Here is a 12130-nt window from a genome sequence, read left to right as displayed (position 1 = left end):
TTTTTTGACATTTCCATTCTAAGCAAAAAACTTAAAATATCAAATTAAATCAGAAAAAAGCTAACATCAACGTTATTTGTTGTCGTTAGCTTCTTAAAATTTAAAATTGATGTTATTTTTCAAATAAAGAGTTGGCTGTTGTTTTTAAAACATCATTCAATCCCTCTATATTCTTTCGTCCCTGATCATCCAACCACTGTTTTCCGGCTTCTTTTCCTTTCTTGGCAAACGGTTCAATTGCTCCACGCCATGTTGCGCGACCACAAAGTACTCCATTAAAGCTTGATCCTGCTGCTGCTGCAAACTTCAATGTCTCTTGGAAAAGTTCAGCACTGACCCCAGCACTTAAGAAAATAAATGGCACATTATTGGTTGCTTTTGTTTGTTCTTTAAAATATTCTGCCGCTTCTTCTTTTGAATAAACCGCTTCGTTTTCTCCACTGTAACCAGCTACATAAGCCATATTTACCGGAACTTCTACTTTCAAAACATCTACCAAATAACGATCCTTGGCAAATTCCTTAATCATAGCGTTAACTTTATGCGGTTTAACTGCTGCATATTCTTTACTCTTAGTATCAGCAATCTTAGCATCATATGACATCAGCTCTAAGAAAAATGGTAATCCAGCTGCTGCACTTTCAGCCCCAACTCGTTCAACAAATGCCTGCTTTTTCCGATTGATTTCTTCTGGTTCATCAACGTCATAATACAGCATAAACTTAACTGCATCTGCTCCTGCCTCTTTAAGTTTTAAAGCTGACCAATCCGCTAATAAGTCTGGCATTCTCCCCGGTTCAGTTGTGTCATAACCGGTTTTCTCATAAGCAATCAATAACCCAGCATTGGCAGCTCTTTTGTCAGCAGCTGGCAATCCATATTCTGGATCAAGTAAAATTGCTGAAGCATACGGAGTTAATTCACTTGAAATCAATTTCTTGAATTCAACGATATCAGTTTCATTACTAGGCTTTCCAGCTGCTTGTGCCAGCATTTTTTTCAAAGAACCACGTTGATCAATTGCCAAAGCAGCTATAACACCGCTTTCATTTGAAAGATTTTTTAAAAATTCTCTCTTATCGTTTTTCATTTTTTCCCATCCCATCTTATGCTTTATATTGTTTGAAAAGTTCAACAATTTGGTCACCTGTTTGACTAGCTTTTAACCGATCAACAAAGTCCTGATGCAGTAAAAGCTTAGCGGTACTTGATAAATAATTCAAATGTGTTCCATTATCTTTTTGCGGAATCAAGAATGAAATAATCGTATCAACTGGCTTATCATCAAAAGTATTCCAATTTACTGGATCTTTCAGCCTAACAATCAAAAGGCTTGATTTTTTGATCGTATCATCCTGTGCATGTGTCCTGTGCATGTGGAATTGCAATTCCATTTTCCATCCCAGTAGAACCTTCATGTTCACGCTTGATATATTTTTCAAAAACTGAATCTTCTGAACTCGCTAAACCTAAGTCAACAGCTTGTTTGGCTAAATAATGTAAAACTTCTTGCTGATCTTTAGCTGTTACATTTAGAAAAACATTTCTATGATTCAAAATTCCGCTCAAATTACTATTGTTTTTTTCTATAATATTTGTTTGATGCTTTTCATCAACCTTTTCTGAAAAAGTTTCGTCAACTGAACCTACTCCAGTAATCAAATCCATTCCACCAGCGCTTTCAACCAAACCACCATGCTTTCTATATTGCCGACCAGCGATTAGTGCTAGTAAGGCTCCTGAAGCGATTGAACCAATTAAAATGAATAATACCCACAAGAATGGATGATTTACTAGTGGCAGAATAATGAAACCGCCATGAGGAGCTGGGTCACTAATTTTGAACATATAGGACAAAACGGCTGCAATTGAGGAGCCCACCATAAATGCCGGAATGTTTAAAAACGGATTCTTAGCAGCAAACGGAATTGCTCCTTCAGTAATATGAGTTGAGCCTAAAAGAAAGTTAACGTAACCTGCACTGCGCTCATTTTTAGAATATGCTTTTGAATTCATCAAAACTGCAAATCCGGTAGCTAAAGGTGGTGCAATACACGCGGCAGATACTCCAGCCATAAAATAATAATTTCCTTGCGCTAATAAGGCTGTACCAGTTAAATAAGCTGCTTTATTAGCGGGGCCACCAAAGTCAAACGCACACATACATCCAATAATGATTCCTAAAATAATGGGATCAGCATTTTGCATTCCCTTTAAAAAGTCCATCATACCGAGATTAGCAGCTTTAACCGGCGCCGAAACTAAATACATAATTAAACCGGAAATAAAAACACCTAGAACGGGGTAAAGAAAAATTGCTTTTAAGCCACGGAATTCTTTGTCTGGAATTGGCTTTAGGAGTTTTTGTAATAAAATAACAATATATCCTGCTAAATAGCCACCAACAATTGCACCAATGAACCCGGTACCGTAATTGTAAGCAATCATCCCGGTTGCGAAACCTACGATTAAACCTGAACGCTTACTAATAGCTTCTGCAATATAGGCACATAAAACTGGTACCATTAAATTCATTGTTGTGCTACCGATTGTATTTAAAATATAGGCAAATTGATTATATTGAGAAGATTTAGGATCCGCTGAATAAATTCCCCAGAAAAATGAAACAGCAATCAAAACTCCTCCTGCTACAACCAGTGGTAGCATATGCGAAACACCATTCATTAATGATGTATAGATTTTAGTAACTACACTCTCATTTGTTGCAGAACTATCTGAGTTATGTGGTTTTCTACTACTAGATTTATTTGCTTTGTAAATTGGTGTTTCTGCTGATAAAGCTTTTTCAATCAATTTATCTGGTTCACGTATTGCCCGAGCAACTGGGACAATAATCACTTTCTTACCAGCAAATCTATCTGCATCAACATTAATATCAGAAGCGACAACTACTGCATCAGCAGCGGCAATTTCATCTGAAGTTAATGTATGTTCAATCCCTGTTTGCCCATGAGTTTCGATTTTGATTGTCATTCCCATTTTCTTTGCTGCTTGTTCCAGTGCTTCTTGAGCCATATAAGTGTGGGCAATTCCAGTTGCACAGCCTGTAGCCCCAATAATTTTGTACTTAGCCATTTTTAAAACCTCCTTTTAAAAAATTAGATATTATTTGATTCGATTTTTATCTGTTTTCCAATTCTTTAGCAGTTATAAAATTAGTGATCCACTCTTGTCTAGCAGCATCACTACCAGCTGCAATCGCCTTTTTTAACGCTGTTTCCAAACCTTTCTGATTAATTAAATTTCCAATAAACGCTCCCAGCATTGAATCTCCTGCACAAGCTGTATTCAGCTCTTGAATCTTAGGAGCGTTTCCATAAAAAACTTTACTTGAGGTTATTAACAAAGCTCCTTTTGACCCTAAAGAAATCAGTACCATTTGAGCTCCCTTAGTAACTAACCGTTTGCCTAATTTCACTAATTGTTTCTGATCAACCTGACCTGTCAGACTAAACCATTTTTTGATTTCATCTTCATTTGGCTTAATGATCCACGGATGATAAGGTAAAATATCCATAACTTGTTGATAACTAGTATCAATGACCAATTTTGTTTGCTTCTGTTCAGCTAATTTAGCAAAGTCTTGTAAAATGTCAGGAGAAATTCCAGTAGAGAAACTACCTGAAATACAAATCAGATCGTCCTTTTTTAATTTTTCTTTGAAATAAGTTAACAACTTTTTTTGTTCAGCTAAAGTTACTTCTGGTCCAGGATTAACTAATTTATATTCCTTGTTTTCACTTTTGACTCTGGTAAAAACATTAATTCTAGTTAGTCCTTGACTTTTGGTAAAATAATATGGTATATGATTAAGTTGAAGTTTATTCTTAATATATTCAAGAGTAAAACCGCCTCCTATTCCTGTAGCTGTAGTTGGAATCCCAATTTTATTTAGAATAAAAGAAACATTGATTCCTTTTCCATTAGCTTGTAGATCATATCCGTTAGTTCGATTGACACTATTTGCTGCCAGCTTTTTGGTGTCAATAAAAAGATCAATTGCTGGATTAAGAGTAATAGTATAAATCATTCAAATCTCTCCTTTCTCTATTTATCTACTCCTTACATTTTCTATTTTAAATAGTATATTTTGAAAATGTTTTCTTTTATATACTATAATTTGGTAAAATCCGAAAATACTTTACAATTTACATGAAAGGATTAGCTATGGAGAAGAAATTAAGCAATGCTGAGGAATATCTTTGGTCTTTTATTCAAAATCATATTGATGAGATTAGTGAACTCTCAATTGTAAAACTTAGTGAATACGCTAATGTTTCTACAGCTACAATTGTTAGGACGATGAAAAAAAAAGGATACTCTGGATATACCGCTTTTCGACATCAAATTCTTAGTCAAGAAAAAAACGGTCCAAAATATCAAATTTTATCTCAAGCAGATAATGAAATAAAATCCGTTATTCTTAAAAACGAAATTGAATTAAATAATACGCTAAGAAATTTAGAAATTGGAATAGTCGAAGATACAATCAGACAAATTCAAAACTCTAAAATGGTGTATATCTTTGCACGTGGTCTTTCTGAACCCATTGGAAGAGAATTACAAATGAAATTACAGTTAGTCGGAAAATATGCCGAGCTTCAAACTGATCCAAACATAATTAAAACGGTCGCAAAACAAATTAAGTACAATTGTGTAGTGATTTTCATCTCATTGAATGGTCAAACTAAAGAACTTGTAAATGCTGCCAAGTCATTAGAAAAAAAAGAAATTACAAAAATAGTTTTTACAACTAATTCGTATTCTCCTCTAGCTGGTCTTTCTGATTTATTGTTTTTAGGGTTTAAATCTGAAACAACCTACTTTCCTGATTACGAGGTTCAATCAAGACTACCCTTACAGATAATGACCAGAATATTAATGGATTCTTATGTTGTTCGAACAAAAAAAGATCATCACCTGCTTTAATTATAAAATATGTATAAAAAAACGTTATCAATAATAACTGATAGCGTTTTTATTAGTTTATCTAATTTCTGTGACCTTAACCTGTTCAAAATACTCAGTAAATTTGCTAGGATTAACCCAGCCAGTTGCCGCTTCTAAAGCATTCAAAATTCCCAGTGTCATTGAGGTTTTGATTGTATCAATTGGTGTTTTGCCTAAACTAATACCAATCGCCAAACCAGCGAGTGACGCATCACCCGAACCAACTGGGCTAATTGCCGCTACTCGAGGAATTTCAGCCCGATAAAGTTTGTTTTCAAATTTAACCACCGCCCCATTACTTCCTAACGATGTTGAAATCCATTTAAGCTTTGCCAAAAGTGGGTCTTTAAGTGCGGCGACAACTTCAGTTATATCATTATCTGATATCTTTTGATTAACTAAGTCCCCCAGTTCAGCTGCATTAGGTTTTATCAGCAGCGGCTGGCAAGTACTCCCAAGAGCATTTTTTAAAGAACGCCCCGAGGTATCCAACAATACTGCAACATTATTTTCCGCTGCAATTTCAATCAAATGAGAATAAAAATCTTCTTCAAGTCCTTGTGGCAAACTACCAGAAATTGTCACTAAATCAACTTTATTCAATAATTCTTTGAAATCACTCAAAAAGTTCTGCCGCTCACGTAAAGCAATTTGTGGTCCTCTTTCTAAAACTTCAGTTTGCTTACCGCCATCATGCAGCAAAGCAATTGAATTTCGAGTTTCACCTGCAATCTCTGTAAAAGATGCAGCTATTTTTTCTTCAATTAGCTTATCATTAATAAACTGTCCGAATCTCCCACCTAGCAATCCGGTTGCAATTACTGGTTGTCCCATTTGATTAATTACGCGGGTAACGTTTAAGCCTTTACCCCCTGCTGTTTTTTGCACATTAGCAGCTCGATTAACTTGATCTAACTTTAATTGTGATAAATCATAAGCCATATCAATTGAAGGATTCATCGTTACTGTTAAAATCATCTACTCACCCCATTTTTTAAATTTGCTCTAATTTGATTAATTTACCTGAAACGCCTTCCACACTACCAGCCGCTAATTTGTCTTTTCTAGTTGCATGCGCTGCTTGAAACTTATTTTTTTTAACTATCCAAGGATTAGTTGATTTAAAACCGGCCGGCAATGGTTGATTAGTTCCTTGTAAAACCATCACGACAGCTTTGAAACCACTGCTTTCCACTTTAATTGGACTATAATGCAGTGTGTCGCTATACATTTCAATTATCGTTCCTGCTGGAATAAAAAATATTCTGGCCTCAGTTGCTGCATTAAATAAACCATTTTGAATTTGCGATCTTTTTCCTAAAACCATTACAACATCAGTTAACATAATATTAACTTCACTGCCCTGGTGATATTCAACTGCTGAAAAACTTTGAGCTTGACCGGTACATTCTCCGGCTGAGAAATTCATTCCGGCAAAAATATCATTCCCAATTTTTTGAATAACGGAAATTCTTTCTAATTCTTGATTAGATGGATTATAGGAATTTCCATTTTCTCCGTAAGATACATTTTCAGCAAAGAAACTTTTTACTTCTGTCAAATCATAATCTGACAATACATTGCCATATACTTTGAAATTAGCTTGATTAATTTGTTCAATATGATATTCAGAATTTTTCTGTTGTAATTTATTTAAAGTGTTCGCATCGGTCATTTAATCATCCTCTTACTTTAATAGTAATTCGTACTGCAATTGTTTACTTTTTGCTGGTTTCAACTGTAAATTGGCTTCTTTGGTATACCAGTCAACAGGTTCTCCCAAAATGTCGGGCAATCCACTAAAGGGTTCAATGCATAAGAACGACAGATTTTTATCTTCTTTTGTCCAAAGACAAACATTTGGAAAATCATCCAGTTTAACAATAATTTGATGTTCCGTTTTGTCTGATGCCAATTTTACTTGTTTAACTTGTTGATTAGCAATAATCCTTAATCCTTTCGAAAACAAATCATGTGTTAAGGGAACTCTTTTTTGGTTTGCAAAGGTTTCAATCTTTCCTGTGCGATATGGAGCAGGAGCTTTTATAATTTCAAAAGCTTTTAAAGGTAATTCAAAATCTCCCGCAAATTCCAAATAATAATCCGAAAATTCAGTTTTGGAAATTATTGGTACATTAAAAGCTGGATGTGACCCCAATGAAAATGGCATAACTTTCTTTGAATTATTTATTACTGTAAAAAAACTTTTTAACCCCACTGATGTTAAACCAAAAGTTACTTCCAAAACAAAATCAAATGGAAAAAACTTTTTAGTTGCTGCTGTTGCTTCAGTCTGCAAAGAAACTTTACTCTTAGTCTGGCTAATCACTTGAAAATCCTGATCGGCAATAAAACCATGCTGCGGCATTGGATAAGGATGATGATTCAATAAATATTGTTCCTGATTAGAACGACCAATTGCTGGGAAAAGTAAGGGCGCATGTTTGTTCCAAGCTGAGTTATTCCAAAGATAATCAAAATCAGCTTTTTTGTGATATAGATGTGTTAATTGTGCACCATGTAAATCAATTTCTGCTTGAAAATATTGATTTTCGATCGTAATCATTTTTCCATCCCCTAATTTTGTCAAAAAATAAGAGAAGCACTCGATAAAATACTCGTTTGCTTCTCTTTAAAGCATCAATCAAGTTTTTCAAATAAAGAGTTGGCTGTTGTCTTTAAAACATCATTCAATTCCTCTATATTCTTTCGTCCCTGATCATCCAACCACTGTTTTCCGGCTTCTTTTCCTTCCTTGGCAAACGGTTCAATTGCTCCACGCCATGTTGCGCGACCACAAAGTACTCCATTAAAGCTTGATCCTGCTGCTGCTGCAAACTTCAATGTCTCTTGGAAAAGTTCAGCACTGACCCCAGCACTTAAGAAAATAAATGGCACATTATTGGTTGCTTTTGTTTGTTCTTTAAAATATTCTGCCGCTTCTTCTTTTGAATAAACCGCTTCGTTTTCTCCACTGTAACCAGCTACATAAGCCATATTTACCGGAACTTCTACTTTCAAAACATCTACCAAATAACGATCCTTGGCAAATTCCTTAATCATAGCGTTAACTTTATGCGGTTTAACTGCTGCATATTCTTTACTCTTAGTATCAGCAATCTTAGCATCATATGACATCAGCTCTAAGAAAAATGGTAATCCAGCTGCTGCACTTTCAGCCCCAACTCGTTCAACAAATGCCTGCTTTTTCCGATTGATTTCTTCTGGTTCATCAACGTCATAATACAGCATAAACTTAATTGCATCTGCTCCTGCCTCTTTAAGTTTTAAAGCTGACCAATCCGCTAATAAGTCTGGCATTCTCCCCGGTTCAGTTGTGTCATAACCGGTTTTCTCATAAGCAATCAATAACCCAGCATTGGCAGCTCTTTTGTCAGCAGCTGGCAATCCATATTCTGGATCAAGTAAAATTGCTGAAGCATACGGAGTTAATTCACTTGAAATCAATTTCTTGAATTCAACGATATCAGTTTCATTACTAGGCTTTCCAGCTGCTTGTGCCAGCATTTTTTTCAAAGAGCCACGTTGATCAATTGCCAAAGCAGCTATAACACCGCTTTCATTTGAAAGATTTTTTAAATACTTCTTTTTTTCTTCATTAACAATTAATAAAGCATCCACTAATTACCCCTCCTTAATCGTGATAGTATCCTTCTGACCACAATTTCAACTCATGATCAAAGAAATGTGGATTATCATGTTGTTGAGAATTATCTTCTTCAACTTGATTAATTTTTTCAATTAATTTCTTATTTTCTGGCGTTTCATGATATTCAGCATCTAAAAATGCAGCAACAAGATCTTCTGCCAAGTGTTCACCGACAACTGCTCCACCAAATGAAATCACATTAGCATTCAATTCTTCTTTAGCGTATTTTGCTGAGGCAACATCACCAACCAAAGCAGCGCGAATCCCAATATTCTTATCTGCTGCTGTCGAAATACCAACACCTGTTCCACAAAGAACAACCCCTAAGTCAGCTTTCCCATCACGTACCAAATCAGCAACTTTCAAACCGTAAATTGGATAATGCGTGCGAGTATTGTCATAGGTACCAACATCAATTACTTGATGTCCATTAGCTTTTAAAAAATCTGAAATCTGCATTTTAACACTTGTAACAATATGATCGTTTCCTAGTGCAATAATCATTATCTATTCCCTCCGTCAAAATTATTTTTAATTAGTACATTTTCTCCAGCATATCCAATCTAATTTGATGACGTCCACCTGCATAGTTAACGCTCAAATATGCTTTTACAATATTCTCAGCTAATTTAGGACCAACAATTCCAGCTCCAATAGCAATTGCTTTTGCACCATTATGTTGCGTAGTCATATGGGCCGTATTTTCTTCAGTGACATTTGCTGTAACCATCCCATGAACTTTATTGCTAGCCATCGCTGAGCCGACACCATATTCATCAAACATCACTCCACGATCAGCTTTTTTAGCCAAAACGGTCTGAGCAAGTTTAACAGATGAATCAACAAAATCCACTGCTGGTGCTGCCGTTAAATCAAGGACATCATATCCCTTATCTGTCAAAAACTTTTTAATGTGTTCTTTCAGTTCAAATCCTGCTTTATCTGCTGCTAATGCGATTTTCATTGCTAATCCTCCATCTCTAAAATTTTTTAATCACTAACAATTACTTCTGTATACTGCTGATAATGTTTAAGCTTTTCCTCACCGGCTTCTTTATTAGTTATCAAGCAATCAATATCGTACAAATCATAGAATTTATAAAAATCATCCTTATTAAGTTTGTGATAATCAGCTACAACAATTTTCTGAGTAGCATTATTCAAAGCTATTGTCTGAGAACTGCCTTCTTCCATACTGGCCGTCATGATGCTATCATTGTGAATTCCATTCACTCCAATGAAAGCTCGATTAAATTTAAATTGTGCAAGTGTTGAGCTAGTCAAACCGCCAATAAATGCTCCAGAGCGTTCGCGATAAGTACCACCAATCAATGTTAATTCAATTGAATGATTATCTTTTAATGTTTCAAAAATTGGCAAACTATTCGTTACAACTCTCAAATCTTGAACATCTTCAATATATTTGCACATTAATTCCAGGGTTGTTCCTGGTCCGATAAAAACTGTATCGTTATTTCTTAATAAGGTAGCCGCTTTTTGTGCAATCGCAATTTTTTCAGTAATATGAATTTCCTTTTTCTCAATATGTGAAAGTTCAGCTGATGCCTCGCTTTCAATACTTTGAGCACCGCCGTGAATGCGAATTAACTTTCCACTTTGAGCAAGTTCATCCAAGTCACGACGAATTGTCATATCTGAAACATTCACCTGATCAATCAAATCATTTACAGTAACAATTCCTTTTTCATTTACAACTTCTAAAATAGTCATTAAGCGTTCGCGTTTTAACAAATTTCTTCATCCTCTCATTTGACTTAAGTTTACTTTTATTTGTTTGCTTTTGTTTGTTTGAATAAGCCAAATGCTAGCACTTTGTTTAAAACGCGTCAATAAAATTGTTTATTTTTGTTTTATTAATTACATATTTTAAGCAAAGTTAAAATTTATATTTGATATTAATCGCTTTATAACTACAATAAAGTGTTGCAATTGTAACAATCGATTTGATAATAACGTTTGGAAAAGCCATGGCTATTACATTAATCACAATTACTACTAATGCCCAATTGATCACTCGACTTAATTCCTTTGTACGATTCATTGATCACACATCCTTAACTATTTAGCTTCTTTTGCTGCTGCATAAGCTGTATTGCGCTTCTTCATTTGTTTTGCATACCACCAGAAGATCAAACCATAAGCAATCAAGCCAAGAGCCGCATACATCAAAAATGAAATTTCGCCAGTTGAAGCCTTACCAACTAAATAAGCTAAATATTGTTCGATTGGACCTTCTTTAGTAGCTTCAGCAATTTGATGTCCTGCTGCTCCAGAAGGAAATGCTCCAACTTGTTTTGCAACATGAGTAATGAAAGGCGAGGATAGTGTTCCAGCCCACAGGAAAATTGGCATCTCAATCGCACCAATAATAATCATTCTAATAATTTTCCCACGAGTGACAATCAATAAAGCTGGTGTAACACCCATTGCGATAATTGAACCTAAAGGCATGATATGATTGCCCGGCAAAACCAATGCTTCAATCAGCATGACTGGAGCCAAAAAGTTAGCAGCTGCCCAAATTTCAGCACGTCCAGCAACGAATGGCCAATCAAGTCCAATATTAAAACGACGGCCTTTCAAACGTTTTGTTGCAAAATCTGAAATTCCTTGTGACAACGGTTCAACAGCAGCGATGAACCAAGAACCAATTTGACTAAACAATTCCAAGCAGACGCCACCAGTAAAGGCTAAAGTGAAAATTTCTTTTGGATCTTGACGACCAATTAAACCAACAAAAACACCTAAATAGCATCCAATTGCAAAATGACTTCCCCAAAAACCAATCTTTTTATTCAGTTCAGCAGAATCAAAATCGTATTTATCTAACCATGGGAAAATATTATCGAAAATTTTATCAAAAACCATAATAACAGGATTCATCATATAGTTTAAATGTGTTGTAGTCATCGGATTATCATCTGGCGCATCCAGTAAATCGTTGAATGTCGGTTTCATCAAATCTGAGTTGATAATTTTTAAAACACCAATATAGATAATTAAAATAGTTGCTACTAATAAATTAGCGCCAAAATACATCGCCATTAAAGCGGTAAATGAAAGATGCCAAATATCAAAAATATCTACGTCAAGTGTGTTTGTTTTATTCAAAGCCAACATAATAATATTTACAATAATCATAATCAGCAAAAAGAATAGCGTATAAGGTGAGCCCCAAGTAATTGTTGCCAACGGGGCCCAGCCAACATCGATAATCTTTAATGAAATGCCCGTCGATTTTACAAAAGCATCTAACGGGACTTGATAAGCAGTCGTTAATATGTTAATAATGTCGCTAATCGCAGTAAGAGCGATTGCTAACTTAATGCCGCCTTCCAAAGCCCTCGTCCACTTAACCCCAAACAACAAAGCAATCAGAGTTAAAACAATTAACATAATCGGCGCCGCACCCAAGTTGATAATCGGTTTAAAAACCGTATTTGAAACTTGAATTATTGTCTGTAACAT

At 35.2% G+C, this 12130-nt stretch carries 12 protein-coding genes and 1 pseudogene; 1 reads left to right on the top strand and 12 read right to left on the bottom strand.

Annotated features, from left to right (window positions below):
• Nucleotides 1–112: 112 nt before the first annotated feature.
• The 3 genes and pseudogenes from G6O73_RS12305 to pfkB all read right to left on the bottom strand — a co-directional run bounded on the left by G6O73_RS12305 (nucleotide 113) and on the right by pfkB (nucleotide 4051).
• Nucleotides 113–1090 (bottom strand): tagatose 1,6-diphosphate aldolase, encoded by a 978-nt coding sequence (locus G6O73_RS12305; protein ID WP_219935189.1) that lies wholly within the window; start codon nucleotides 1088–1090, stop codon nucleotides 113–115.
• A 16-nt stretch (nucleotides 1091–1106) separates the two neighbouring features.
• A pseudogene (locus G6O73_RS12300) lies at nucleotides 1107–3096 on the bottom strand (fructose-specific PTS transporter subunit EIIC).
• Between the two features lie 46 nt (nucleotides 3097–3142).
• Entirely contained in the window at nucleotides 3143–4051 is a 909-nt protein-coding gene (gene pfkB, locus G6O73_RS12295; protein ID WP_219935188.1) for a 1-phosphofructokinase, read from the bottom strand.
• Between the two features lie 137 nt (nucleotides 4052–4188).
• Here pfkB and G6O73_RS12290 point away from each other — a divergent pair, with 137 nt between their 5' ends.
• Complete coding sequence (locus G6O73_RS12290; protein WP_057886670.1) at nucleotides 4189–4950, top strand: MurR/RpiR family transcriptional regulator; 762 nt, start codon at nucleotides 4189–4191, stop codon at nucleotides 4948–4950.
• Nucleotides 4951–5007: 57 nt separating this feature from the next.
• Here G6O73_RS12290 and G6O73_RS12285 read toward each other — a convergent pair whose 3' ends face one another.
• The 9 genes from G6O73_RS12285 to G6O73_RS12245 form a co-directional block, all read right to left on the bottom strand.
• The gene (locus tag G6O73_RS12285; RefSeq protein WP_057886671.1) at nucleotides 5008–5949 is read right to left on the bottom strand and encodes a hexose kinase; all 942 of its coding nucleotides are present in this window, start codon (nucleotides 5947–5949) and stop codon (nucleotides 5008–5010) included.
• A gap of 16 nt (nucleotides 5950–5965) precedes the next feature.
• Nucleotides 5966–6646 (bottom strand): DUF4867 family protein, encoded by a 681-nt coding sequence (locus G6O73_RS12280; protein ID WP_057886672.1) that lies wholly within the window; start codon nucleotides 6644–6646, stop codon nucleotides 5966–5968.
• Nucleotides 6647–6658: 12 nt separating this feature from the next.
• Nucleotides 6659–7561, bottom strand: coding sequence for an aldose 1-epimerase family protein (locus G6O73_RS12275; RefSeq protein ID WP_245002960.1), 903 nt, complete (start codon nucleotides 7559–7561; stop codon nucleotides 6659–6661).
• 50 nt (nucleotides 7562–7611) lie between these two features.
• Nucleotides 7612–8613 (bottom strand): tagatose-bisphosphate aldolase, encoded by a 1002-nt coding sequence (gene lacD, locus G6O73_RS12270; protein ID WP_219935186.1) that lies wholly within the window; start codon nucleotides 8611–8613, stop codon nucleotides 7612–7614.
• Between the two features lie 13 nt (nucleotides 8614–8626).
• Nucleotides 8627–9145 carry a galactose-6-phosphate isomerase subunit LacB gene (gene lacB / locus G6O73_RS12265; RefSeq protein ID WP_057885362.1) on the bottom strand — a complete coding sequence of 173 codons (519 nt, stop codon included), beginning with the start codon at nucleotides 9143–9145 and terminating at the stop codon, nucleotides 8627–8629.
• 31 nt (nucleotides 9146–9176) lie between these two features.
• Nucleotides 9177–9605 carry a galactose-6-phosphate isomerase subunit LacA gene (gene lacA, locus G6O73_RS12260; RefSeq protein ID WP_057885361.1) on the bottom strand — a complete coding sequence of 143 codons (429 nt, stop codon included), beginning with the start codon at nucleotides 9603–9605 and terminating at the stop codon, nucleotides 9177–9179.
• A 26-nt stretch (nucleotides 9606–9631) separates the two neighbouring features.
• The gene (locus tag G6O73_RS12255) at nucleotides 9632–10393 is read right to left on the bottom strand and encodes a DeoR/GlpR family DNA-binding transcription regulator (RefSeq protein ID WP_057885360.1); all 762 of its coding nucleotides are present in this window, start codon (nucleotides 10391–10393) and stop codon (nucleotides 9632–9634) included.
• Nucleotides 10394–10538: 145 nt separating this feature from the next.
• Complete coding sequence (locus G6O73_RS12250) at nucleotides 10539–10703, bottom strand: hypothetical protein (RefSeq protein WP_157056657.1); 165 nt, start codon at nucleotides 10701–10703, stop codon at nucleotides 10539–10541.
• A gap of 17 nt (nucleotides 10704–10720) precedes the next feature.
• Nucleotides 10721–12130, bottom strand: a complete 1410-nt coding sequence (locus G6O73_RS12245) for a PTS transporter subunit IIC (protein ID WP_057885359.1) — start codon at nucleotides 12128–12130, stop codon at nucleotides 10721–10723.

Source organism: Liquorilactobacillus nagelii DSM 13675 (assembly GCF_019444005.1).
Lineage (GTDB): Bacteria > Bacillota > Bacilli > Lactobacillales > Lactobacillaceae > Liquorilactobacillus > Liquorilactobacillus nagelii.
Note: the sequence above shows the minus strand (reverse complement) of the source record. Positions and strands in the feature narration are given on the sequence as shown.